Origin of the sequence: Bacillus cereus group sp. Bc010 (assembly GCF_027716745.1) — a bacterium.
Classification (GTDB): Bacteria; Bacillota; Bacilli; order Bacillales; family Bacillaceae_G; genus Bacillus_A; species Bacillus_A pacificus.
Genome location: NZ_JAQFUY010000002.1, coordinates 133,915 through 159,455, shown reverse-complemented (window position 1 = coordinate 159,455; position 25,541 = coordinate 133,915). Strand labels below are relative to the sequence as shown.

Here is a 25,541-nt window from a genome sequence, read left to right as displayed (position 1 = left end):
TGACATGATGAACAAACTACCTCACGAAACACGCGTTGTCATCGGGATGTCCGGTGGCGTCGATTCATCTGTAGCGGCTCTTTTATTAAAAGAGCAAGGTTATGATGTAATCGGAATTTTTATGAAAAACTGGGATGATACAGATGAGAATGGTGTCTGCACAGCAACAGAAGATTACAATGATGTAATTGAAGTGTGTAACCAAATTGGTATTCCGTATTATGCAGTAAACTTTGAAAAACAATACTGGGATAAAGTATTTACGTACTTCTTAGATGAATACCGAGCTGGTCGTACACCAAACCCAGATGTAATGTGTAATAAAGAAATTAAATTTAAAGCATTTTTAGAGCATGCCATTGCGCTCGGAGCTGATTATGTAGCAACAGGTCATTATGCACGCGTTGCTTATATGGACGGCGAATATAAAATGCTTCGCGGCGTTGATGACAATAAAGACCAAACGTATTTCTTAAATCAATTAAGCCAAGAGCAATTATCAAAAACAATGTTCCCGCTTGGTGAACTGAAGAAACCACAAATTCGTGAAATGGCGAAAGAAGCTGGTTTAGCGACAGCGGCGAAGAAAGATAGTACTGGTATTTGCTTCATTGGTGAGCGTAACTTTAAAGATTTCTTAAGTAACTATTTACCAGCACAACCAGGTGTGATGCAAACATTATCTGGCGAAGTGAAAGGAAAGCATGACGGTTTAATGTACTACACAATTGGACAACGTCATGGCCTTGGTATTGGTGGTAACGGTGATCCGTGGTTTGCTGTTGGGAAAAACTTGAAAGAAAACATTTTATATGTTGATCAAGGATTCCATAACGAACTTCTATATGGCGACGAAGTTATTGCTACAAATGTTGGCTGGGTAAGTAATAAAGCGAAAGAGAAAGAATTTAAGTGCACAGCGAAATTCCGTTATCGTCAAGAAGATAATAAAGTAACGGTTCAAATCGTTGATGAAAATACAGTTCGTATTCTTTGTGACGAGCCAATTCGTGCAATTACACCAGGACAAGCAGTTGTTTTCTATGATGGAGATGAGTGTTTAGGCGGTGCTACAATTGATGAAGTGTACCGTAGCGGTAAGAAATTGGATTATTTAGGATAAAACGAGAAGCCTCTACCGATTCGCGGTTAGAGGTTTCTTTTACATAAGGCGAATTTTCGTTCGCTTGGAAAATACATTCTTTGTTATAATTTGTTGTAGAGGTGAAGGACATGTCAAACAAACTTGAAACAGGTATTCAATATATGCAAGAAGGAAACTGGGAAGAAGCTGCTAAAAATTTCAAAGAAGCAATCGAAGAAAATCCGAAAGATGCGCTTGGATATATTAATTTTGCAAACTTATTAGATGTACTAGGTGATAGTGAGAGAGCAATTTTATTTTATAAACGTGCATTAGAGTTAGATGATAAATCTGCGGCTGCTTATTATGGATTAGGAAACGTATATTACGGTCAAGAGCAATTTGCAGAGGCTAAAGCTGTATTTGAACAAGCGATGCAAGCTGGATTACAATCAGCTGATGTAACGTTTATGTTAGGTATTACACATGTGCAACTTGGAAATGATCGTCTTGCACTGCCGTTTTTACAAAGAGCAACAGAATTAGATGAAAACGATGTAGAAGCTTTGTTCCAGTGCGGACTTTGCTTTGCGCGACTAGAACATATTCAAGAGGCGAAACCTTATTTTGAAAAGGTATTAGAAATGGATGAAGAGCATGCAGATGCGTATTATAATTTAGGTGTTGCCTACGTATTTGAGGAAAAAAATGAGAAGGCTCTCGCTTTATTTAAGAAAGCAACTGAAATTCAGCCAGATCACTTTTTAGCGGGTAATGGTGTTCGTTTATTAGAGCAAGAAGCTGAATAAGAAAAATGTAGTTTAATGGGTAGTTATCCCTCATCTAAATAGGTGGGGGATGTACTGCTCATTAAAGTGAAGCGAAACCGGAAAGGAGAGGAAAGATGGGAAATCAACATGCAATGGATTTGTTTGAGGAAGAGAAAAAGTTTATAAAAGCGCAAGTTCTTCATACCATTTTCCACAACGAAGAAAACCTCTATTCCGTTGTCAGTATGAAAGTCATTGAAACGAATGAAACGTACGACGAAAAAAAAGTGATGATAAACGGTCATTTTCCCCGCATGCATGAAGATGAAGTGTTTACGTTGACAGGGCATTTTAAAGACCATCCGAAGTATGGGAAACAATATTTAGTTGAAACGTTTAAGAAAGAATTGCCGCAAACAAAAGCAGGTATGGTGCAATATTTAGCGAGTGATTTATTTAAAGGGATAGGAAAGCGTACAGCTGAAAAAATTGTGGACCATCTAGGGGAACATGCTATTTCTAAAATTATGGATGATCCTGAGGCTTTAAATGGTGTTGTAAACAAGCAAAAAGCGCAAGAAATATATGAGACAATTGTTGAACATCAAGGATTAGAGAAAGTAATGAGTTTTTTAAATGGTTACGGTTTTGGAACGAAGCTTTCTATCAAGATTTACCAGCAATATAAAGAGATGACATTAGAAGTGATTCGTAATAATCCATATCAGCTTATTGAAGAAGTGGATGGAATTGGATTTGGAAGAGCGGATGATATAGGACGTGCGTTAGGGATATCGGGTAATCATGATGATCGTGTACGTGCGGGATGTTTTTATACGTTAGAGAATGTATCATTACAACTTGGTCACGTTTATATGAGAAAAGATCAACTTGTAAGAGAAACGATGTCACTTTTAAATAATCAAGAAGGAAGAGTGACGGAGGAAGACATTGTAGGTTGTATTGAAATGATGCAAAGTGAAGGGAAAGTTATTATTGAAGAAGAACGAGTGTATTTGGCATCGTTATTCTACTCTGAAAAAGGTGTTGTAAAGTCTATTCGCAGGCTCATGAATCAGGAGGAAACACCTTCATTCCCTGAAGCAGAAGTGTTAAAGACGTTAGGTGAAATTGAAGAACAACTGAGCGTACAGTATGCACCACTTCAGCAAGAAGCAATTCAAACGGCACTTCATAAACCGATGATGTTATTGACAGGTGGACCAGGAACAGGAAAAACAACAGTTATTAAAGGAATTGTTGAAATGTATGCGTCACTTCACGGGCTATCGTTAAATCCGAATGAATACAGTGATGATAATCCATTTCCGATATTATTAACGGCTCCAACAGGAAGGGCAGCGAAGCGAATGAGTGAATCGACAGGACTTCCAGCTTGTACAATTCACCGTTTACTTGGCTGGACGCCAGAAGGGTCTTTCCAGCGTAATGAAACAGATCCGGTACAAGGGAAGTTGCTTATTATTGATGAATTTTCAATGGTTGATATTTGGCTTGCAAATCAGCTGTTTAAGTCATTGCCGACGAACATTCAAGTTATCGTTGTAGGTGATGAAGATCAATTACCATCTGTAGGACCTGGACAAGTATTGAAAGATTTATTGAATGCAGGTGCAGTTCCAACTGTAAAGCTTACTGAAATTTATCGTCAAGCGGAAGGTTCATCAGTAATTCAACTTGCTCATGCGATAAAAAATGGAACACTCCCACCAGATTTAGCGCAAAATCAAAAAGATCGTTCATTTATCGGCTGCACAGGAGCTCAAATTGTTGAGGTTGTTAAGAAGGTTTGTGAAAATGCTAAGACAAAAGGTTTTAGCGCAAGAGATGTACAAGTATTGGCCCCGATGTATCGTGGACCGGCCGGTATTAATGTACTAAACGAAGCGTTGCAAGAAGTATTTAATCCGAAAAGGGAAAAGAGTAAAGAAATTGCTTATGGCGATGTTGTATATCGAAGAGGCGATAAAGTTTTGCAACTCGTTAATCAGCCGGAGAGTCAAGTGTTTAATGGTGATATCGGAGAAATTGTTTCGGTGTTTTATGCGAAAGAAAACGTTGAGCAACAAGATATGATTATCGTTTCATTTGATGGAATTGAGGTAACATATACAAAACCAGATTTAAATCAAATTACACATGCCTATTGCTGTTCCATTCATAAATCGCAAGGTAGTGAGTTTCCGATTGTAATTATGCCGATAGTAAAAAGTTATAATCGTATGTTACGTCGTAATTTAATTTATACTGGTATTACAAGAAGTAAGAAGTTCCTTATTATTTGCGGGGAGGAAGCTGCTTTCCAGTCTGGTGTAAACCGCCTTGATGATGCAATGCGTCAAACGACTTTAGCGAGTCGATTGCAGGAATCGCAAGGAGAAGTACAGATGGTAACAGTGAATGGCGAAGAAATGGACGTGGAAAACATTTCACCGTATGATTTCATGTAAAAAGGTGAAATTATATAGTGAAACTTTCAAACGTATAACGTTGAAAGGCTCCAGCAATGTATAAATGAATGCAGTTTGGAAATAATGGCGAATAGAATCCGGGAGACTGTAAGGAGATGAACGCCATATGTTTATTTGTCCAAATTGCAAAGGAAAAGACATTGGGAAAATAGGTGTCAACCAATTTTATTGCTGGAATTGTTATATCGAATTATCGGTTTCAAAGGGGAAAATCCATACGCATCAAGTAGAAGAAGATGGTTCGTTAAGTTCTCTTGATGATTTATTTGATGAGAATGAAAGAACGATCGGATAACGAAAAGGGGGATTTACTTTGAATCTACGCAATTCATTAATCGCATTAGGTGTTGGAGCGGCAGCATATCAATATGCTCGCAAACAAGATGTCTTTTCAAAACGCAATATGAAAAAAGCACGTAAGATGATTAAATCTTATTTATAAGCGTAAAAAACTCCCTTCATCAACAAGGGAGTTTTTTTATGCATTTGTATGCAAATATAAAAGTCCAATTTCAGAGAAGAGATAAGATAGGCCGTAACATCCAACGCCAAGCATTCCGTAATGAAATAAATGCTTCGCTCTTTCTTTTCGTGAGGAACGAATAAAGAAACCTTTCCAAATACCAAACCCGATACAAATCCATTCAAGAATCATAAAAAGTGCTGATAATACGAGCATAAATAAAACCATTATGAGCCCTCCTGATTAAATTGTTTCACGCTGCGTTCTCAGGGGTGGTTGTCCTTGTTATGTATATATATGTGCGTCTTTACAAAACAGTATGGTCTGCACAAAAAGATTTTAAAACTTTTGCACATAACCTACCCTATTTATTTTCACAATAAAGGTGGAGGAGGTTTTTCGTGTGAAGAATCTTAAAATCATTTGGATATACCGTTTAGGATTATTGTTACTTGTCTTTCTTTGTTTGCTCGTCTTTTTAAAAATTAAGCCGCTATGGGCACCGATTATTTTTGTATGTAAAGTGGCCATTACACCGTTTCTTATCGCGTGTTTTATTGCGTATTTATTGCATCCTTTAATTGAAAAAATTCATAAAGAAGGGATGCCGCGCACACTCGCTATTTTGCTCATTTACATCCTTTTCTTTGGCGGAATTGGTTATGGAATTTATAAAGGAACGCCGGTTGTGATTAAGCAATTACAAGAAATCAATGAACAATTCCCGCAGTTTACAAAAATGTATGATTCTTGGATGGATGGTGTTACAGAACAAACAGCGAACTTCCCGTCATTTATTCATGAAAAGGTGAAACAAATTTTTGTTGGAGTAGAGACGAAGATACAAGCACTTTTAAATAAAGTGATGAGCACAGCTCGCGGTGTACTGGATTCGTTACTCATTATTTTCTTAATTCCGTTCATTGTATTTTACATATTAAAAGATTACGGCGAGTTTTATCATATTTTTTGGAAACTAGTTCCGAGTAAGTGGCGTAGTACGGGGCAAATGCTGGCGAAAGAAATTGATAAATCACTTGGAAGTTATATTCGAGGACAGTTATTTGTTTGTTTAGTATTAGGGGGCGTATCTGCTCTTTCCTTTTGGTTTATCGGTATGAAATATCCATTGTTACTCGGTATTATTATTGGGGTGACGGATATAATACCGTACTTTGGCCCTATTTTAGGGGCGATTCCGACATTAATGATTGCGGCAACGGTATCAACAAGTTTACTCATTAAAGCGGGGATTGCGATTGCTATTTTGCAATTCGTAGAAAGTAACATTTTATCCCCTTATATCGTTGGTAAGTCCCTTCGCATGCATCCTGTCATTATTATGCTTGCACTACTAGTTGGGGGAGAAGTGGGAGGAATTGTAGGGTTATTAATATCAGTTCCTATTTTAGCGGTTATTCGTACAGTAATCGTTCATGTAAGGCCTCTTTGGAAAAAAGAAGATGTGTAAAATGATTATCTACATTGACAAACTTAAGAGAATTCTATTATATTTAGTCATATAATACATTAAATCAATGACGGAACAAGTACGTTACAGTCCATTTATAGAGAGAAGCTTCCATATGGCTGAAAGAAGCTTTAAATGAAGGGTAACAGAAAGCTAATCCTGAGAGCAGCTAATCACTGCCGTTTTGCCACGTTACGGCACCATGAGGTGATGAATTGATTCATATAGTAATCAATTCATAATTAGGGTGGTATCGCGAGTTAACTCTCGTCCCTTTTATAGGGGCGGGAGTTTTTTATATTTAAGGAGGAAAATACAATGAAACAACTAACAGGCGCACAAATTCGTCAAATGTTTTTAGACTTTTTCCAAGAAAAAGGACATGCAGTAGAACCTAGTGCATCACTAGTTCCACATGAGGATCCATCTCTTTTATGGATTAACAGTGGTGTAGCAACATTAAAAAAATATTTTGATGGACGTGTAATCCCGCAAAATCCACGTATTACAAATGCTCAAAAATCAATTCGTACAAACGATATTGAAAACGTAGGGAAAACAGCTCGTCACCATACATTCTTTGAAATGTTAGGGAACTTCTCAATCGGCGATTACTTCAAAGAAGAGGCAATTACTTGGGCTTGGGAATTCTTAACGAGCGACAAATGGATCGGATTCGATAAAGAATTATTATCCGTTACAATCCATCCAGAAGATGAAGAAGCATTCACAATTTGGAATGAGAAAATGGGTGTTCCAAAAGAGCGTATCATCCGCTTAGAAGAAAACTTCTGGGACATCGGTGAAGGACCAAGTGGACCGAATACAGAGATTTTCTATGACCGCGGAGAAGCTTACGGTAATGACTTTAGTGACCCAGAATTATATCCAGGAGGAGAAAACGAGCGTTACTTAGAAGTATGGAACCTTGTATTCTCTCAATTTAACCATAATCCAGATGGTTCATATACACCACTTCCTAAGAAAAACATCGATACAGGGATGGGTCTAGAGCGTATGACATCTATCGTTCAAGATGTACCTACAAACTTTGACACGGACTTATTCATGCCGATGATTGGTGCAACAGAAACAATCTCTGGCGAGAAATATCGTAATGGTGACTTAGAAAAAGATATGGCGTTTAAAGTAATCGCTGACCATATCCGTACAGTAACATTCGCTGTTGGTGACGGCGCTCTTCCATCTAACGAAGGCCGTGGTTATGTATTACGTCGTTTATTACGCCGTGCTGTTCGTTACTCTAAGAAATTAAACATTAACCGTCCGTTCATGTTTGAATTAGTACCGGTTGTTGGAGAAGTAATGAAAGACTTCTATCCAGAAGTACTTGAAAAGAAAGATTTCATTGCAAAAGTTGTGAAAAATGAAGAAGAGCGTTTCCACGAAACACTTCATGATGGTGAAGCAATTTTAGCTGAAGTTATTGCAAAAGCGAAAGAAGAAAAAACAACTGTTATTTCTGGAGTAGATGCGTTCCGTCTATATGACACATACGGTTTCCCAATTGAATTAACAGAAGAATATGCAGAAGAAGCTGGTATGACAGTTGATCATGAAGGCTTTGAAAATGAAATGGAAAAACAACGTGAGCGCGCACGTGCTGCTCGTCAAGACGTTGATTCTATGCAAGTTCAAGGCGGTGTCCTTGGAGAAGTGAAAGTAGCGAGCGAGTTCGTTGGTTACGGTACGGTTGCAACAGAAAGTAACGTTGTTGCACTTGTGAAAAACGGTGAATACGCAGACAGCTTGCAAGCAGGTGAAGAAGGACAATTAATGCTTGATGTAACACCATTCTATGCTGAGAGCGGCGGACAAATTGCAGACCGTGGTTACCTTCTTGCTGATGGTGTGAAAGTTCTTGTAAAAGACGTACAAAAAGCACCAAACGGCCAAAACTTGCACAAAGTTGTAGTTGAAGAAGGTACATTAACGAAAGATGCGGCTGTAAAAGCTATTATCGATACGAAAAACCGTAGTAGTGTTGTGAAGAACCATACAGCAACTCACTTACTACACCAAGCGTTAAAAGACGTACTTGGAACGCACGTTAACCAAGCGGGTTCTCTTGTAACTTCTGAACGTTTACGCTTTGACTTCTCTCACTTTGGTCAAGTACAAGCTGACGAATTAGAAAAAATTGAGCGTATCGTAAACGAGAAAATTTGGGAAAGTATTGATGTTGAGATTTCTCAAAAAGCAATCGAAGAAGCGAAAGAAATGGGCGCAATGGCATTATTCGGTGAAAAATACGGTGATGTTGTACGCGTCGTACAAGTTGGCGACTATAGCTTAGAGCTTTGCGGTGGTTGTCACGTTGATAACACAGCTTCTATCGGTATTTTCAAAATCGTTGCTGAGTCTGGTATCGGTGCAGGAACTCGTCGTATTGAAGCAGTAACTGGTAAGTCTGCTTATGAATTAATGAACGATCAAGTAGGTTTATTAAAAGAAGCAGCTGGAAAAATGAAAACAAATCCAAAAGACATTTTAACAAGAGTAGATGGTTTATTTGCTGAAGTAAAACAACTTCAAAAAGAAAACGAATCTCTTGCAGCAAAATTAAGCAATATTGAAGCTGGAAACTTAACTGATTCAGTAATGACAGTTGATGGCGTGAACGTATTAGCGGCAAAAGTAAATGTTGCAGACATGAACAACTTACGTACGATGATGGATGACCTAAAAAATAAATTACAATCTGCAGTTGTCGTATTAGCGTCTGTAAATGATGATAAAGTAAACATCTTAGCTGGCGTAACGAAAGATTTAATTAGCCAAGGATACCATGCTGGTAAACTTGTGAAAGAAGTAGCTTCTCGTTGTGGCGGTGGCGGTGGTGGCCGTCCTGATATGGCACAAGCGGGCGGTAAAAACCCAGCGCAAGTTGAGGAAGCTTTAGCATTTGTACAAGAGTACGTTAAATCTGTTTCAAAATAAAGAGATAGTAGTGTACAATGGTAGGGAGAGGAGAAGTTCTTCTCCCTATACTTACTATATAAGTGAGGTGCTTGAAATGGACGGTTTTGATAAAACAATGAAGTTTAGCATTCAAGATGAAAAACAGAGTGTCCATGTAAATGATGTACTTTTAACTGTGTATGATGCACTTCAAGAAAAAGGCTATAATCCGATTAACCAAATCGTCGGTTATTTATTAAGTGGAGACCCAGCATACATACCTCGCCATAAAGATGCGCGAAGCATCATTCGCAAGCTTGAACGTGATGAATTAATTGAAGAGCTTGTGAAGTCTTACTTGAAACATCATCGTGAGGAGTAATTTATGCGGATATTAGGTTTAGATGTAGGTACAAAAACAGTCGGAGTTGCAATTAGTGACGAAATGGGCTGGACAGCGCAAGGGCTTGAAACAATCAAGATTAACGAAGAACGAGGTCAATTTGGTTTTGACCGCATTTCTGAGTTAGTAAAACAGTATGATGTGGACAAGATAGTAGTAGGTTTACCTAAAAATATGAATGGTACAATTGGCCCGCGTGGTGAAGCATGCCAACAATTTGCAGAAAACCTACGAGAGCTGTTACAATTAGACGTTGTAATGTGGGACGAGCGTTTGTCAACGATGGCAGCGGAACGTCTACTCATTTCAGCCGATGTAAGTCGTAAGAAGCGAAAGCAAGTAATCGATAAGATGGCTGCAGTCGTAATCTTACAAGGATTTTTAGATAGTAAATAAGAGGTGACCAAAATGGAAGAACGTCAAATTACAATTGTAGACGAAAAAGGTAACGAACATTTATGTGAAATTATTTTCACTTTTGATGCTGAAAAATTTGGTAAAAAATCATACGTAATCTTCTCTCCAATCGGTGAAGTAGATGAAGATGGAGACCCAATTTATGATGCAATGGCTTATGAGCAAAATGAAGAAGAGGGCGGAGTATTACTTCCAATCGAATCTGAAGAAGAGTGGGAAATGGTACAAGAAACATTTAACACTATTGCTGATGAGCAAGAAGCTGAATAATAAGTACTGAAAAGGTGGACGGTATATCGTCCGCCTTTTTTATATGTAAAATGAAAGATTTTTTGTCGAAACTGCGTAATCCTTTGTAGTATAATGAGACGGATTGTAGAAAATAAAGTATCTGTCAAAAATGATAGGTAAATGTATTGTGATTTTTCATCGTGTTGTATAGAAAGATGTACATATGGCCTACAATTGAATAAGGAGGAAGAGTTTTGGTAGAGAATCAAGTGAAAAAGAAGCGTAGACGCATTTTTTTATTCTCGATAATTGCACTGCTTTTAGTTTGTGGTTCAGTCTATGCGTATATTTCATCCGCATTAGGACCGGTTGATAGCGGGAATAAAAAAGAGATTGAAGTAGAAATTCCAAAGGGATCATCTACTAGTAAAATTGGTGAGATTTTAGAAGGAAAAGGTGCTGTGAAAAACGGTACAGTTTTTAGTTTTTATACAAAGGCTAAATCTAAAAATTTACAAGCGGGTACATATTTATTAAATCCTTCAATGAGTGCAAAAGATGTTATTGAGCAAATGTCATCTGGTAATGTACATCGTCCAGCTCTTTATAAAGTGACGGTAAAAGAAGGGGCGCAAGTAACTGAAATTGCAGAAACGGTTGCAAACGAATTAAAGTGGAATAAAGATGATGTTGTACGTCAATTAAACGATAAAGCATTTATTCAAAAAATGCAGCAAAAGTATCCCAAGCTGTTGACGGATAAAATTTTTGATAGCAATATTAAATATCCATTAGAAGGTTATTTATATCCTGCGACGTACTCTTTCTATAAAAAGGATACGACGTTAGAAGAAATTGTCATTCCAATGCTTGAGAAAACGAATGCAATCATTGTTCAAAACGAAGCAAAAATGAAAGCGAAAAACTGGGATGTTCATCAGCTTTTAACATTGTCTTCACTTATTGAAGAAGAGGCAACAGGCTTTACAGATCGTCAAAAGATCTCTAGTGTCTTTTATAATCGTTTAGCAAAAGGTATGCCGTTGCAAACGGATCCAACGGTATTATATGCACTTGGAAAGCATAAACAACGTGTATTATACGAAGATTTAAAGATAAACTCACCGTACAATACGTACGTTGTGAAAGGATTGCCGGTGGGCCCGATTGCAAACTCTGGTAAACATTCAGTGGAAGCAGCGCTAGAGCCTGCGCAAACAGATTATTATTATTTCTTAGCTGCACCAACTGGTGAAGTGTACTATGCGAAAACATTGGAAGAGCATAATGCACTAAAGCAAAAATATATTACGAAAAAACAGTGAAATGGGGAGGGATAGCGAAAAAGGTCGCACATCCCTCTTTTTTGTGGTAAAATATATCGGGTTAAAAACTGGCAGAAGAATCGTTTTTAATATCAAAACGGGACGTACAAGCTAAGGGTAAAGCTGGCTTGTATTTTTATTGCATTCTATGTGTGAAAAGACGTCATAGAGGCACTTCTCCATGTAAATAAGGAGGACCATTATGGAGGATGCAGTTAACGAGTACCTATTATCATTTATTGATCCGAAAGATAAATTAATTCTTGAAATGGAAGACTATGCGAAAGAAAATCATGTGCCAATTATGGATCGACTTGGAATGGAATTTATGTTGCAATTTTTACGTTTAATTGGACCGAAGAGCATTTTAGAGCTAGGTACAGCAATTGGCTATTCTAGTATTCGTATGATGCAAGCTATTCCAAATTCTCGCATTGTGACAGTTGAGCGCAATCGCGATCGATATGAAAAAGCACTTGAATATATAGAACGTTCACCAGTTAAAGAGCGTATTTCCGTTATTTACGGTGATGCGTTAGAAACAGGCGAGCAAGTAGAAGAACATGGAACATTTGACGTTATTTTTATTGACGCAGCAAAAGGACAATATCGTCGCTTTTTTGACTTATATGAACCGTTATTAAATCCTGGTGGCGTAATTATTTCAGATAATGTTATGTACCATGGCCTTGTAACGACGAAAGAGAAAATTGAAAACAGACGTACACGTGGTTTAATCCGTCGTATTAAGACGTACAATGAATGGCTTATGAACCATGAAGGCTATGATACAACGATTTTCCCAATTGGTGATGGAGTAGCTGTTAGTAAAAAGAAAGGGTGACCAAGGTATGAAGAAACCAGAATTGTTAGTAACACCAAAAGCAGTGGCGGATATCGAACCTCTTGCGAAAGCAGGAGCAGATGCGGTAATGATCGGTGAGCAAAAGTTTGGTTTACGTTTAGCAGGGGAATTTTCACGTGAAGATGTGAAACAAGCTGTGAAGATTGCACATGAAAATGGTGTAAAAGTATACGTAGCAATGAACGCTATGTTCCACAACGATAAAGTAGAAGAATTAACAGACTATGTTGCATTTTTAAACGAAGTACATGTAGATGCAATTGTTTTCGGAGATCCAGCAGTATTAATGGCGGTTCGCGAAGTAGCGCCAAATATGCAATTGCACTGGAATACAGAAACAACAGCAACAAACTGGTTTACTTGTAACTACTGGGGACAAAGAGGAGCAAAACGTGCTGTATTAGCTCGCGAGCTTAGCTTAGATGAAATTGTTGAATTAAAAGAAAATGCTGAAGTAGAACTTGAAGTGCAAATTCACGGTATGACTTGTATGTTCCAATCGAAGCGTTCGTTAGTAGGAAACTACTTTGAGTATCAAGGACGTCATCTTGACATCGAAAAGAAAAAATATGAAGAGAATATGTTCTTATATGACCCAGAGCGTAACAATAAATATCCAATTTATGAAGATGAAAATGGTACTCACATTATGAGTCCAAATGATATTTGTTTCATCGATGAGTTAGAAGAGCTAATTGATGCTGAAATTGATAGCTTAAAAGTTGATGGTGTACTAAAAAGCTCTGCATACATTATTGAGGTAACGAAGAAATATCGTAAAGCAATTGATTTATGTGTAGAAGATCGTGATGCGTATTACGACGTGAAAGACGACTTATATAAAGAGATAGAAGAAATGCAACCGGTGAATCGTCCGTTAGATACAGGATTCTTCTTTAAAGAGACGGTTTACTAAACGAGGAGGGTGTAGGAAATGACTGTACAAGAAATTTCACGAGTGATCGATGGCAAACGCGTTATTGTGAAGAAACCTGAACTGTTAATCCCTGCGGGTAACTTAGAAAAATTAAAAGTAGCTATCCATTACGGGGCAGATGCTGTATATTTAGGTGGACAAGAATTTGGTCTTCGTTCGAATGCAGGTAACTTTACACTGGAAGAAATGGCAGAAGGTGTGGAATTTGCAAAGAAATATGGAGCAAAAATATATGTAACAACAAATATCTTTGCACATAATGAAAATATGGACGGGCTAGAGGAATATTTAAAAGGGATTGAAAAAGCTGGCGTAACGGGAATTATCGTTGCTGATCCGCTTATCATTGAGACTTGTAAACGTGTAGCGCCTTCTGTTGAGGTGCATTTAAGCACACAGCAATCACTATCCAACTGGAAAGCAGCACAGTATTGGAAAGAAGAAGGTTTACATCGTCTTGTATTAGCTCGTGAAGCAAGCTATGAAGAAATGAAAGAGATTAAAGAAAAAGTGGATATTGAAATTGAAGCATTCGTCCATGGTGCAATGTGTATCGCATATTCAGGAAGATGTACGCTAAGTAACCATATGACAGCGCGTGACTCTAACCGTGGTGGTTGTTGTCAATCTTGTCGCTGGGATTATGATTTAGTTCAAACAGTATCACAACATAAAGATGCAAAAGAGCTTCCTCTATTCCAAGAAGAAGATGCTCACTTTGCAATGAGTCCAAAAGACTTAAATTTAATTTTATCAATTCCGAAAATGATTGAAATTGGAATTGATAGCTTAAAAGTTGAAGGACGTATGAAATCAATCCATTACGTAGCGACTGTAGCGACAGTATACCGTAAAGTAATTGATGCATATTGTGCGGATCCTGATAACTTTGAGTTTAAACAAGAATGGTTAGATGAGCTTGATAAATGTGCAAATCGTGATACAGCTCCTGCATTCTTTGAAGGGGTTCCAGGACATCAAGAGCAAATGTTTGGAAATCATAGTAAGAAAACAACGTATGATTTCGCTGGTTTAGTGTTAGATTATAATGAAGAAACGGGCATCGTAACGATTGAGCAACGTAATCATTTCAAACCAGGACATGAAGTGGAGTTCTTTGGGCCAGAAATAGAAAACTTTACGCAAACGGTGGAGAAAATTTGGGATGAGGATGGAAACGAATTAGATGCAGCGAGACATCCGTTGCAAATCGTGAAATTCAAAGTGGATCAACCAGTGTATGTGAATAATATGATGCGCAAAAGCATACTTCAATAAGAAAGAGTGATAGTCGAATGGGGACGAATAAGCCTGTTGTAATTGGAATTGCTGGTGGTTCAGGGTCAGGTAAGACAAGTGTAACGAAAGCGATTTTTGACCATTTTAAAGGTCATTCCATTTTAATCTTAGAGCAAGATTATTATTACAAAGATCAAAGCCATTTACCAATGGAAGAGCGTTTAAAAACAAATTATGATCATCCATTAGCGTTTGATAATGATTTGTTAATTGAACATTTGCAGCAGTTGCTTGCATATAAACAAGTAGAGAAACCTGTATATGACTATACATTGCATACGCGTTCAGATGAAATTATTCCAGTTGAGCCGAAAGATGTAATCATTTTAGAAGGAATTCTTATTTTAGAAGACCCACGTCTTTGTGAGTTAATGGACATTAAGTTATTCGTTGATACAGATGCTGACCTTCGTATTTTACGCCGCATGCAGCGTGATATTAAAGAACGTGGTCGTACGATGGATTCAGTTATTGATCAATATGTAAATGTTGTACGTCCAATGCACAATCAATTTATTGAGCCTTCTAAGAAATTTGCGGATATTATTATCCCTGAAGGTGGACAAAACCACGTTGCAATTGATATTATGGTTACAAAAATTGCAACAATTCTTGAACAAAAAGTAAATTTGTAATAGCATAGTAAAAGATATACGATAGGAAGGGATTTTTTCCCTTCCTATCGAATACAATGAAACATGCAACCTCATCTATATATAGGTGAGGGCATATTTATATCAACTTTCCATACATATCTTCTTTATATAAAGAAGAATTGGGAATACGGGGTTGTATGTGACAACTCCGCTAGTACAGGCGTGCTAGAAACCTCCGCTTTACATATAAGCGGGGGAGTTTTCATATGGAACTCCTCTTTTTTTCGGGGGATTGGTATATAAAAGGAGTGGAAAATATGGCAACAGAAAAAACATACCCTATGACGCAAGAGGGTAAGCAAAAGCTAGAGAACGAACTTGAGGATTTAAAAACGGTAAAACGTAAAGAAGTTGTAGAGCGCATTAAGATTGCACGTAGCTTCGGAGATCTTTCTGAGAACTCTGAGTATGATGCAGCGAAAGATGAGCAAGCGTTCGTAGAAGGACGTATTACACAATTAGAAAACATGATTCGTAACGCAGTTATCATCACAGATAACGGTGAAGAATCTACAGTTGTTACATTAGGTAAAACAGTAACATTTAAAGAACTACCAGATGGAGATGAAGAAGCTTACACAATCGTAGGTAGCGCAGAAGCAGATCCATTTGAAGGAAGAATTTCTAACGATTCTCCAATCGCAAAAAGCTTATTAGGTAAGCAAATTGGCGAAAAGGTAGCAATCCAAACTCCAGGTGGAGAAATGCAAGTAGAGATTATCTCTGTAAAATAATTAAAAATCACTCGTGTAAAAGCGAGTGATTTTTTTATCCCGCATTAACGGGCAGTAAGACCCCCACCTCAAAAATCAGCGAAAGTAAAGAAGTTAGGTGGGGGTCGGGCTGCTTAAAGTTTCACTTTATTTGTATAAAAAATGAAACACTCCGTCCAAACTATAGTAGACGAGGTGTTTTTTTTATGAAAATAAAACAGAGAATTACAATTGTTTTAATTTGTTTTATATGTGTCATGTTTATGTTGCTTTGTCGTTTAATTCAAATACAAATTATAGATACGGAATCATTTACGGATCGTAAGATTAACTTAATTGAAAAAAGTGTTACACAACGGACGCAATCCATTACAGTAGATGATAGACGCGGCCATTTTATAGATCGTAATGGTAAGGAGATAGGTGAGAAAAAGTATCCTGTTTTAATTGTTTTTCCATTTCTACAATTAAAAAATGACATGTTGGAGAAAATTGCGCATATCATTGGTATGTCGAGACAAGAGATTGAAAGTCAAATGAAACATAAGAAAAGTGCATTTATCCTGCAAAGAGGAAATGAACCACTTCGCTTGGGACGAGAGCAGATGGAGAAGGTGAATCAATTAAATGTATTAGGCATTGTAGCAGCTGAAGTTCGTTTACGGCAAACTAGCGTGATGAATCATTTAATTGGCAATGTGGGTGAGAATGAACGAGAATTTCAAAAACGATACGGAGAAGTTAGAAAAATTTCAAAACAAACACCGATTGGCATTTCAGGATTGCAGCAATCATTTGATGAATTTCTTTTGACCGATGGAGAGGCAAAAGTATTGTATCAAGTGGATCGGCAAGGAGAACCGATATTTGGAAAACAAGCGAAATATACATCGCCTGGAAATCCGTTTTATCCAGTGACGATTCAAACTACTTTACATAACGAGTTACAGAAAAAAGCAGAAGAAGTAGTTGAAGCAAGTGAGATTAAGAAGGGAGGAGTAGTGCTACTTGATGTAAAGAAAAATGAAATTTTAGCAATGGTTAGCAAACCATCTGTACAGGTGAAAGATGAGAGTTTATATAAAACTACACTTGAAAATCAAATGTTAACACCACACTTTCCCGGTTCTGTTTTTAAAACAATAATTGCGGCGGCAGCGATTGATCAAAATGAAAATGTTTTTAATCGCGTATTTAATTGTAATAAAGATTTATATGGTGAAGATCACCCACAAGTTAGGATGGGGACACTTAGTTTTAAAGAGAGCTTTGCTAGAAGCTGTAACAGGACATTCTCAGAGTTAGGAAATGAGCTAATACAAAAGGATAAGATGGTGTTAGAAACTTATGTAGCGGCTTTAGGAGGCGCTGAGAAGGTTGGATGGAGAGGTTCTGTATTTCATACAACTCATTTTGAGCAAATGCCAGAGGAGAAAAGTGTTACGATTTGGGGGAGTGAAGGAAATAAGAATAGTAAAAAAGCGGTAGCGCAAACAGCAATTGGACAGAAAGATGTACGTATGTCACCTCTAGCGATTGCAAATATGATGGCGACGATTGCTAGAGGGGGAGAAAAGATGGAAGTGAAAGCTGTTGAAAAAATAATGTATAAAAATGGAACGGATTTTTATACATTTGAAGACCATACATTAGGTGGAAAACAGCTTTCATATGAAACAGTGAAAACATTACAACAGTTATTAAGGAGCGTTGTAACAACGGAAAAAGGCACAGGATCAGCATTCAAGTCGTTACCACTAAGTGTCGCTGGAAAATCTGGGACAGCACAAACAGGAAAAGGAACGAAAGAGAATCGATGGTTTGCAGGTTATTTTCCATATGAAAATCCAAGGTATGCTTTAGTTGTCGTGGATATAGAAACGAATAGCGATGTAAATAAAGTTACACCTATTTTCAAATCTATCGTAGAATCAATCTATCGATTAGAGAATGAAAAGTAATCTTGCAATTTATAGTAAAATGTTTTCATTTCATGAAAATATTATTGTAAATGTTCAACCTTTCTAGATTTAATGTTACAATAGCAAGTATGAAAAACTGCATGGAGGTTTGAAGAATGGCAGGAGGATCTAGATTCCAACAGAAACAACAAAAACGTCGTCAAAACGGTGTTTTAAATATTGCAATCGCTATTGTACTAGTAGCAGTAGCTATTGTAGCATATCAATTGTTTGTTCCTGACACGAAAGAGCAAGCGTCTTCTAGCGATAAAAAGGTAGCTCAGCAAACAACGAAAGAGAATAAGTCTGAGAAAGCTAAAGGCAAAGAAGAGACGAAGAAGAATGAACAAGAGAAAACAGAGGCTAAGAAGAAAGAAGAAGAAGAGAAGCTAAAGGCTGAAGAAGAACAGAAAAAAGCTGAAGAAGAAGCGAAAGCTAACGAGAAAGTACCAGCTGAAAAAACACAGCCAAAGGCAACTGACGCTTATACGAAACCTTCTTGGAAGCCAGTAGGCACAGAGCAAGGTGCAACACCTGCGATGACGTTTAAAAAAGGTACAGCAGATTGGAATGAGATGAATCAAGCGATTTCAGCTGCAATTGACGTTCCAGTAGAGCAATTAATTATTCATCGAATCGGAAATAACGGTAAGAATAAAGCTTACGGTAACGTACAAGATAAACAAACAGGTAAAAGATATTATGTAAATATTGATTGGGTAGACAATGAAGGCTGGAAACCAGTACTTGTTCAAACTCTAAACTAAAAAAGAGAAGCTCCTAAGGAGCTTCTCTTTTTTAGTTAGCGTAATTTCTTTAATTTAAAATGAACAACCGCGCTATAATATGGTCTTTTACTTTCAGGATCCATAACCATTTGATGCGAGATGTGATGAACTTCAAGCATAAGTGCTTTATTATTATCGATTTGTTCACTGATTTTTCGTTCTAAAGAAGCTAAGTCTCCCGCTTCAAAAAATTCTACTTTATCTTCTAACATTTCAAAGGTAAATGACATGAAGACGGCCCCTCTCCTATGTAATCAACTATAGTGTAACAAAGAAAAGAAGGAAATACCATGTACATTTCAATTGACATTTTTAGAAAGAGGGAATATCATACTGATAAAACCGATAAGAAAAAGGGGAATTTTTATGGGTACAGAATTTAATGGTTTATTTGATGAGTGGGCTCATACGTACGACTCATTTGTACAAGGCGAAGATATACAATATAAAGAAGTTTTCGCCCATTATGAGGACATTCTAGAGGATGTAGTTAACAAGTCATTTGGTAACGTATTAGAATTTGGTGTCGGTACAGGTAATTTAACAAATAAATTATTACTTGCTGGCCGCACAGTTTACGGTATAGAACCGTCACGTGAAATGCGCATGATTGCAAAAGAGAAATTGCCAAAAGAGTTTTCCATTACAGAAGGTGATTTTCTTTCGTTTGAAGTCCCGAATTCCATTGATACCATAGTAAGCACCTATGCATTTCATCATTTAACAGATGATGAAAAAAATGTAGCGATTGCGAAGTATAGTCAATTGCTAAACAAAGGTGGTAAAATAGTGTTTGCTGATACGATATTTGCAGATCAAGATGCATATGATAAAACTGTTGAAGCAGCAAAACAAAGAGGTTTTCATGAGTTAGCAAATGATTTGCAAACAGAATACTATACACGTATTCCAATTATGCAGACTATTTTTGAAAACAATGGCTTCCATGTAACGTTTACGAGATTAAATCATTTCGTTTGGGTAATGGAGGCAACTAAGCAATAGAAAGAGGGATTAGATTGAGAATTGCTGTAATTGGAGCAATGGAAGAAGAAGTACGTATTTTACGTGATAAATTAGAACAAGCAGAAACAGAAACGGTTGCGGGTTGTGAATTTACGAAAGGACAATTAGCAGGACATGAAGTAATCTTGTTAAAGTCTGGTATTGGTAAAGTAAATGCAGCGATGTCAACGACAATTTTATTAGAAAGATATAAGCCTGAAAAAGTCATTAATACTGGTTCAGCTGGTGGATTCCATCATTCTCTAAATGTTGGGGATGTCGTTATTTCAACAGAAGTTCGTCACCATGATGTAGATGTAACAGCATTTAACTATGAGTATGGGCAAGTACCAGGAATGCCGCCTGGATTTAAAGCTGATGAAGCATTAGTTGCATTAGCTGAAAAATGTATGCAGGCAGAAGAAAATATTCAAGTTGTAAAAGGTATGATTGCAACAGGTGATTCATTTATGAGTGATCCGAACCGAGTTGCAGCCATTCGTGATAAATTTGAAAACCTTTATGCAGTAGAAATGGAAGCAGCAGCTGTTGCACAAGTATGCCACCAATATGAAGTTCCGTTTGTTATCATTCGTGCACTTTCTGATATTGCTGGTAAAGAATCAAATGTTTCATTTGATCAATTTTTAGATCAAGCAGCTCTTCATTCTACAAACTTTATCGTAAAAGTACTAGAAGAGTTAAAGTAATGTAACAAAAAGGCAACTGTCTCATATAAAGAAAATACATACAGTTGCCTTTTCTTTATTGGCAAATAAGGGGGAGAACACGATGAATGTATATCGTGGAGTTCATGAGTTAATTGGTCATACACCAATTGTGGAAATTACTCGTTTTTCACTTCCAGAAGGGGTCCGTTTATTTGCAAAGCTGGAATTTTATAACCCAGGCGGAAGCGTTAAGGACCGATTAGGAAGAGAATTAATCGAAGATGCGCTAGAAAAAGGGCTTGTTACAGAGGGCGGAACAATTATTGAACCGACAGCTGGAAATACTGGTATTGGACTGGCACTCGCAGCGTTACAACATGATTTACACGTTATCGTTTGTGTACCAGAGAAATTTAGCATTGAAAAACAAGAATTAATGAAAGCACTAGGCGCAACGGTTGTGCATACGCCGACTGAGCAAGGAATGACCGGTGCAATTGCAAAAGCAAAAGAGTTAGTAAATGAAATACCGAATTCATACTCTCCAAGTCAGTTCGCAAATGAGGCGAATCCTCGTGCATATTTTAAAACATTAGGACCTGAACTGTGGGACGCATTGAATGGAGAGATTAACATATTTGTTGCTGGAGCAGGAACTGGCGGTACGTTTATGGGGACTGCATCTTACTTGAAAGAAAAAAATATAGATATTAAAACAGTTATCGTAGAGCCAGAAGGATCTATTTTAAATGGTGGTAAGGCTGGTTCACATGAGACCGAAGGAATTGGACTGGAATTTATCCCGCCATTTTTGAAGACATCTTATTTTGATGAAATTCATACGATTTCTGATCGAAATGCATTTTTACGAGTGAAAGAATTAGCGCAAAAAGAAGGACTTCTTGTTGGGAGCTCTTCAGGAGCAGCATTTCATGCAAGTTTACTTGAAGCAGAGAAAGCGGCGCCAGGTACAAATATTGTAACGATTTTTCCTGATAGTAGTGAGCGCTATTTAAGTAAAGACATATACAAAGGATGGGAATAAAAAATGAGAGCAAAGACAAAGTTAATTCATGGTATTCGCATAGGAGAACCTTCAACTGGATCTGTAAATGTACCGATTTATCAAACGAGTACGTACAAACAAGAAGCAGTTGGTAAGCATCAAGGATATGAATATTCACGTACAGGAAACCCAACACGTGCAGCTTTAGAAGAAATGATTGCGGTATTAGAAAACGGCCATGCTGGTTTCGCATTTGGTTCAGGAATGGCGGCTATTACAGCTACGATTATGTTGTTCTCAAAAGGTGACCACGTTATTTTAACAGATGATGTGTATGGCGGAACGTACCGCGTGATTACGAAAGTATTAAACCGCTTCGGTATTGAGCATACATTTGTAGATACAACAAACTTAGAGGAAGTTGAAGAAGCGATTCGTCCAAATACGAAAGCGATTTATGTAGAAACACCAACGAATCCGTTACTAAAAATTACTGATATTAAAAAAATATCTACTCTTGCTAAAGAGAAAGATTTATTAACAATTATTGATAACACATTCATGACGCCATATTGGCAGTCGCCGATTTCTTTAGGAGGAGACATTGTACTTCATAGTGCAACGAAATATTTAGGAGGTCATAGTGACGTAGTTGCAGGTCTAGTAGTTGTAAATAGCCCGCAATTAGCAGAAGACCTTCACTTTGTACAAAACTCAACAGGCGGCATTCTTGGCCCGCAAGATAGTTTCTTACTACTTCGTGGTTTAAAAACATTAGGAATTCGAATGGAAGAGCATGAAACGAATTCACGTGCAATTGCTGAGTTTTTAAATAACCACCCAAAAGTAAATAAAGTATATTACCCAGGCCTTGAGTCACATCAAAACCATGAACTGGCAACAGAACAAGCAAATGGATTTGGTGCTATTATCTCATTTGATGTAGATAGCGAAGAAACATTAAATAAAGTGCTTGAGAAATTACAATACTTTACGCTGGCTGAAAGTTTAGGAGCAGTAGAAAGTTTAATTTCTATCCCCTCTCAAATGACGCATGCATCAATCCCAGCAGATCGTCGCAAAGAATTAGGAATTACAGATACATTAATTCGAATTTCTGTCGGTATTGAAGACGGAGAAGATTTAATTGAAGATTTAGCACAAGCGTTAGCGTAGTAAAGATGCACTGCTAGTATAGGCAGTGCATTTTTACTACATTATTTTGTGAAATATTTCACAAAATAGACATACACAAATAAAATGATTTCATGTATATTGAATTCATGAAGTGTTACTCACGAACAAACTTGTGAAATGTTTCGCAAACAATGAAGTTCATGTAGGAAAGCAATTCTATTTTTTTACGCTAATCGGGACTAATTATGACCTATAGGGCCTTATTTAGTCCAAGATAGCAGAATAGGAGGAATTTACATGGTAGTCAAAGAGAAAATTGTAAATGAAATGCAGGAAGTAAAAGAGATGATTGATACGTTAGTGAATAACGGTCGAAAGGCTTTACAAGCATTAGAAAGTTTTACACAAGAGCAAATTGACAACATTGTTCATGAAATGGCATTAGCAGGTGTTGATCAACATATGCCACTTGCGAAGTTGGCTGTTGAAGAAACAGGTCGTGGTGTATACGAAGATAAATGTATTAAAAATATTTTTGCTACTGAATATATTTGGCATAGCATAAAGAAAGATAAAACAGTAGGGATTATTCACGAAGATCCTCATGAAGAAATAATAGAAATTGCGGAGCCTGTCGGTGTAGTAGCTGGGGTAACACCAGTAACGAATCCAACATCGACAACAATGTTTAAAGCATTAATTGCGATAAAAACGAGAAATCCAATTATTTTCGCATTTCATCCTTCCGCACAAAACTGTTCTATTGCAGCTGCGAAAACAGTATACGATGCAGCGGTGAAGGCGGGGGCACCAAAATATTGTATTCAGTGGATTGAAAAGCCTTCTGTCGAAGCAACGAAACAATTAATGAACCATGAAGGTGTTGCGCTTGTTTTGGCAACTGGAGGGGCTGGTATGGTGAAATCAGCTTATTCTACTGGAAAACCAGCGCTAGGTGTAGGTCCTGGTAATGTACCATGTTATATAGAGAAATCAGCGCATATAAAACGAGCGGTTAATGATTTGATTTTATCTAAAACATTTGATAATGGTATGATTTGCGCATCAGAACAAGCAATTATTGTAGACAAGGAAATTTATGATGATGTGAAAACAGAAATGATTGCAAATGATTGTTATTTTGTAACCGAGGAAGAGAGAAGTAAATTAGAAAAGCTTGTTATTAATGAAAATACATGTGCAGTAAATAGTGATATTGTAGGGAAATCCGCACAGTATATTGCCAAATTAGTTGGAATTACTGTACCTAAAAATACAAAAATGCTTGTAGCTGAAATACAAGGCATCGGAGCCGCATATCCACTATCTCGTGAGAAGTTAAGTCCAGTATTAGCTTGTGTAAAAGCAAATTCATTAGAAGAAGGATTTACATATTGTGAAGAAATGTTAAACCTCGGTGGTTTAGGACATTCAGCAGTTATCCATTCTGTAAATAAAGAAGTGCAAAAGCAATTTGGATTACGTATGAAAGCTTGCCGCCTTATTGTAAATGCCCCTTCATCACAAGGTGGAATCGGTGACATATATAATGGATTTATTCCATCACTTACGCTTGGCTGCGGTTCCTACGGGAAAAACTCGATTTCTCAAAACGTAACAGCGACGCATTTATTAAATATAAAAAGGTTGGCAAATAGAAAAAAGAATATGCAATGGTTCAAATTACCACCAAAAATTTATTTTGAAAAACATGCGACAGCATATTTAGCAAATATGCCTAACATTTCACGTGCATTTATTGTAACGGATCCAGGAATGGTTGAGCACGGATATGTAGATACGGTCACGCATTATTTACGTAAACATGTAAATGATGTGAAAGTTGAAGTTTTCTTTGAGGTTGAGCCGGATCCATCAGATGAAACTGTGTTTAAAGGTGCAGAAATGATGAGAAGTTTTCAGCCAGATGTAATTATCGCACTTGGTGGTGGTTCAGCGATGGATGCTGCGAAAGGGATGTGGCTTTTCTATGAGCATCCAGAAACAACATTCTATGGAATTAAACAGAAGTTTTTAGATATAAGAAAACGAACATGTAAATATCCGGAATTAGGAAGTAAGGCGCAGTTTGTTGCCATTCCAACAACATCTGGAACAGGATCAGAAGTGACACCATTTGCGGTTATTACAGATAAGAAAAATAATATAAAGTATCCACTCGCGGATTATGAATTAACGCCAGATGTAGCAATTGTTGATCCACAATTTGTAATGACAGTACCACCACATGTAACAGCAGACACTGGCATGGACGTATTAACGCATGCAATCGAGGCGTATGTGTCTGTTTTAGCGAATGACTATACAGATGGATTAGCATTAAAGGCCATTGATCTCGTATTTAAATATTTACCAAGAGCATTTAAAGATGGAAATGATGAAGAAGCACGAGAAAAAATGCACAATGCTTCTGCAATCGCAGGAATGGCATTTGCAAATGCCTTTCTAGGTATTAATCACAGCTTAGCACATAAAATTGGACCAGAATTTCATATTCCACATGGGCGTGCGAATGCAATTCTTATGCCGCACGTAGTTCGCTATAATGCTATTAAGCCAAGAAAACACGCATTGTTCCCAAAATATGAGCACTTTGTAGCCGATGAACGCTATGCACATATTGCGAGAATGCTCGGGCTTCCAGCAAGTTCGACTGCAGAAGGTGTGGAATCACTTGTCAAAGCAATTATTGAGCTCGGAAAAAGTTTAAATATAAATATGAGTATTGCAGGACAAGGAGTTGCTAAAGACCAATTTGAAGAGGTTGTTGGATTATTGGCAGAAAGAGCTTTTGAAGATCAATGTACAACAGCTAACCCAAAATTACCTCTCATTTCAGAGCTGAAAGAAATTTATATGAAAGCATATAAAGGTGAGTAATGATTATGAAAGAGTCGCCATAAA

Annotated in this window: 25 protein-coding genes and 1 other annotated feature; of the genes, 23 read left to right on the top strand and 2 right to left on the bottom strand. The window is 37.3% G+C overall.

Annotated features, from left to right (window positions below):
* Positions 1-7: 7 nt before the first annotated feature.
* The 5 genes from mnmA to PDQ68_RS03860 all read left to right on the top strand — a co-directional run bounded on the left by mnmA (position 8) and on the right by PDQ68_RS03860 (position 4,788).
* Entirely contained in the window at positions 8-1,123 is a 1,116-nt protein-coding gene (mnmA, locus tag PDQ68_RS03880) for a tRNA 2-thiouridine(34) synthase MnmA (RefSeq protein ID WP_001038008.1), read from the top strand.
* 110 nt (positions 1,124-1,233) lie between these two features.
* Positions 1,234-1,893, top strand: a complete 660-nt coding sequence (locus PDQ68_RS03875; RefSeq protein WP_061184098.1) for a tetratricopeptide repeat protein — start codon at positions 1,234-1,236, stop codon at positions 1,891-1,893.
* A gap of 95 nt (positions 1,894-1,988) precedes the next feature.
* Positions 1,989-4,325 (top strand): SF1B family DNA helicase RecD2, encoded by a 2,337-nt coding sequence (gene recD2, locus PDQ68_RS03870; protein ID WP_061184097.1) that lies wholly within the window; start codon positions 1,989-1,991, stop codon positions 4,323-4,325.
* 127 nt (positions 4,326-4,452) lie between these two features.
* Positions 4,453-4,641: a hypothetical protein gene (locus PDQ68_RS03865; protein ID WP_000469281.1), complete on the top strand. Its 189-nt coding sequence runs from the start codon at positions 4,453-4,455 to the stop codon at positions 4,639-4,641.
* Between the two features lie 18 nt (positions 4,642-4,659).
* Positions 4,660-4,788 carry a YrzQ family protein gene (locus PDQ68_RS03860; protein ID WP_001053553.1) on the top strand — a complete coding sequence of 43 codons (129 nt, stop codon included), beginning with the start codon at positions 4,660-4,662 and terminating at the stop codon, positions 4,786-4,788.
* Positions 4,789-4,824: 36 nt separating this feature from the next.
* Here PDQ68_RS03860 and PDQ68_RS03855 read toward each other — a convergent pair whose 3' ends face one another.
* Positions 4,825-5,037 carry a hypothetical protein gene (locus PDQ68_RS03855; protein WP_000242550.1) on the bottom strand — a complete coding sequence of 71 codons (213 nt, stop codon included), beginning with the start codon at positions 5,035-5,037 and terminating at the stop codon, positions 4,825-4,827.
* A gap of 175 nt (positions 5,038-5,212) precedes the next feature.
* Here PDQ68_RS03855 and PDQ68_RS03850 point away from each other — a divergent pair, with 175 nt between their 5' ends.
* The 13 genes from PDQ68_RS03850 (at position 5,213) to PDQ68_RS03790 (ending at position 18,776) form a co-directional block, all read left to right on the top strand.
* A complete protein-coding gene (locus PDQ68_RS03850; RefSeq protein ID WP_016718519.1) occupies positions 5,213-6,280 on the top strand; it encodes an AI-2E family transporter in 1,068 nt (355 codons plus the stop codon).
* Between the two features lie 58 nt (positions 6,281-6,338).
* Positions 6,339-6,558: a binding site (T-box leader), on the top strand.
* 40 nt (positions 6,559-6,598) lie between these two features.
* Positions 6,599-9,241 (top strand): alanine--tRNA ligase, encoded by a 2,643-nt coding sequence (alaS, locus tag PDQ68_RS03845; RefSeq protein ID WP_000811832.1) that lies wholly within the window; start codon positions 6,599-6,601, stop codon positions 9,239-9,241.
* A 76-nt stretch (positions 9,242-9,317) separates the two neighbouring features.
* Entirely contained in the window at positions 9,318-9,584 is a 267-nt protein-coding gene (locus tag PDQ68_RS03840; RefSeq protein WP_000348590.1) for an IreB family regulatory phosphoprotein, read from the top strand.
* Between the two features lie 3 nt (positions 9,585-9,587).
* A complete protein-coding gene (gene ruvX / locus PDQ68_RS03835; RefSeq protein ID WP_001221197.1) occupies positions 9,588-10,001 on the top strand; it encodes a Holliday junction resolvase RuvX in 414 nt (137 codons plus the stop codon).
* A 12-nt stretch (positions 10,002-10,013) separates the two neighbouring features.
* The gene (locus PDQ68_RS03830; protein WP_000392731.1) at positions 10,014-10,292 is read left to right on the top strand and encodes a DUF1292 domain-containing protein; all 279 of its coding nucleotides are present in this window, start codon (positions 10,014-10,016) and stop codon (positions 10,290-10,292) included.
* Between the two features lie 215 nt (positions 10,293-10,507).
* Complete coding sequence (gene mltG / locus PDQ68_RS03825) at positions 10,508-11,578, top strand: endolytic transglycosylase MltG (protein WP_000230089.1); 1,071 nt, start codon at positions 10,508-10,510, stop codon at positions 11,576-11,578.
* A 202-nt stretch (positions 11,579-11,780) separates the two neighbouring features.
* Positions 11,781-12,422: an O-methyltransferase gene (locus tag PDQ68_RS03820; RefSeq protein ID WP_000389089.1), complete on the top strand. Its 642-nt coding sequence runs from the start codon at positions 11,781-11,783 to the stop codon at positions 12,420-12,422.
* A 7-nt stretch (positions 12,423-12,429) separates the two neighbouring features.
* Entirely contained in the window at positions 12,430-13,359 is a 930-nt protein-coding gene (locus tag PDQ68_RS03815) for a peptidase U32 family protein (protein WP_000742781.1), read from the top strand.
* 18 nt (positions 13,360-13,377) lie between these two features.
* A complete protein-coding gene (locus PDQ68_RS03810; protein WP_000217969.1) occupies positions 13,378-14,658 on the top strand; it encodes a peptidase U32 family protein in 1,281 nt (426 codons plus the stop codon).
* 17 nt (positions 14,659-14,675) lie between these two features.
* On the top strand, positions 14,676-15,314 hold the full coding sequence (udk, locus tag PDQ68_RS03805; RefSeq protein ID WP_000537087.1) for a uridine kinase: 639 nt from the start codon (positions 14,676-14,678) through the stop codon (positions 15,312-15,314).
* 278 nt (positions 15,315-15,592) lie between these two features.
* On the top strand, positions 15,593-16,069 hold the full coding sequence (gene greA / locus PDQ68_RS03800; RefSeq protein ID WP_000179963.1) for a transcription elongation factor GreA: 477 nt from the start codon (positions 15,593-15,595) through the stop codon (positions 16,067-16,069).
* 185 nt (positions 16,070-16,254) lie between these two features.
* On the top strand, positions 16,255-18,009 hold the full coding sequence (locus PDQ68_RS03795) for a peptidoglycan D,D-transpeptidase FtsI family protein (RefSeq protein WP_061184096.1): 1,755 nt from the start codon (positions 16,255-16,257) through the stop codon (positions 18,007-18,009).
* A 116-nt stretch (positions 18,010-18,125) separates the two neighbouring features.
* On the top strand, positions 18,126-18,776 hold the full coding sequence (locus PDQ68_RS03790) for a YrrS family protein (protein ID WP_000897107.1): 651 nt from the start codon (positions 18,126-18,128) through the stop codon (positions 18,774-18,776).
* A 35-nt stretch (positions 18,777-18,811) separates the two neighbouring features.
* Here PDQ68_RS03790 and PDQ68_RS03785 read toward each other — a convergent pair whose 3' ends face one another.
* A complete protein-coding gene (locus PDQ68_RS03785; protein WP_000010984.1) occupies positions 18,812-19,027 on the bottom strand; it encodes a YrzA family protein in 216 nt (71 codons plus the stop codon).
* 136 nt (positions 19,028-19,163) lie between these two features.
* Between PDQ68_RS03785 and PDQ68_RS03780 the strand changes: the two genes are divergently transcribed.
* The 5 genes from PDQ68_RS03780 (at position 19,164) to adhE (ending at position 25,517) form a co-directional block, all read left to right on the top strand.
* Positions 19,164-19,802 (top strand): class I SAM-dependent methyltransferase, encoded by a 639-nt coding sequence (locus PDQ68_RS03780; protein ID WP_000536318.1) that lies wholly within the window; start codon positions 19,164-19,166, stop codon positions 19,800-19,802.
* A gap of 14 nt (positions 19,803-19,816) precedes the next feature.
* Positions 19,817-20,512 (top strand): 5'-methylthioadenosine/S-adenosylhomocysteine nucleosidase, encoded by a 696-nt coding sequence (mtnN, locus tag PDQ68_RS03775; protein ID WP_001217039.1) that lies wholly within the window; start codon positions 19,817-19,819, stop codon positions 20,510-20,512.
* Between the two features lie 82 nt (positions 20,513-20,594).
* Positions 20,595-21,518 (top strand): O-acetylserine dependent cystathionine beta-synthase, encoded by a 924-nt coding sequence (locus PDQ68_RS03770; protein WP_001103854.1) that lies wholly within the window; start codon positions 20,595-20,597, stop codon positions 21,516-21,518.
* Between the two features lie 3 nt (positions 21,519-21,521).
* Positions 21,522-22,655, top strand: a complete 1,134-nt coding sequence (locus tag PDQ68_RS03765) for a bifunctional cystathionine gamma-lyase/homocysteine desulfhydrase (RefSeq protein ID WP_061184095.1) — start codon at positions 21,522-21,524, stop codon at positions 22,653-22,655.
* Between the two features lie 258 nt (positions 22,656-22,913).
* Positions 22,914-25,517 carry a bifunctional acetaldehyde-CoA/alcohol dehydrogenase gene (adhE, locus tag PDQ68_RS03760; RefSeq protein WP_000260443.1) on the top strand — a complete coding sequence of 868 codons (2,604 nt, stop codon included), beginning with the start codon at positions 22,914-22,916 and terminating at the stop codon, positions 25,515-25,517.
* Positions 25,518-25,541: the final 24 nt, after the last annotated feature.